At 57.8% G+C, this 270-nt stretch carries 1 pseudogene; it reads left to right on the top strand.

The features are described 5' to 3' along the window. Positions 1–270 (top strand): annotated as a pseudogene (locus tag H0248_RS21480) (DUF4123 domain-containing protein); the annotation flags it as partial.

The raw sequence follows: 270 nt of genomic DNA, 5'->3' as shown, positions 1-270 counted from the left end.
CACCAGAGGATGAAAGATTACTGGCGACGCTTGTTCAGCAGGGGCACGTGGTTGGCCTGTTGGAGAGCGACCAATCCCTTAGCGCTTTGCAAAAGCAACTGGCTTTGGGTGTGAGGGTGATTGAACCCGCAGGGCAATTTAGCCAACTGCTGCGGTTCTACACGCCGTACGCGTTGCCTCTGCTTGTTGAACAACACGACGCCCCGTGGCTCGGTGGGCTGTTTGGCGGGATCGATCGCTGGTGGTTACGAGAATGCGACGGCAGTTGGC

This window comes from Pectobacterium brasiliense, from assembly GCF_013449685.1.
Taxonomy (GTDB): Bacteria; Pseudomonadota; Gammaproteobacteria; order Enterobacterales; family Enterobacteriaceae; genus Pectobacterium; species Pectobacterium brasiliense_A.
Note: the sequence above shows the minus strand (reverse complement) of the source record. Positions and strands in the feature narration are given on the sequence as shown.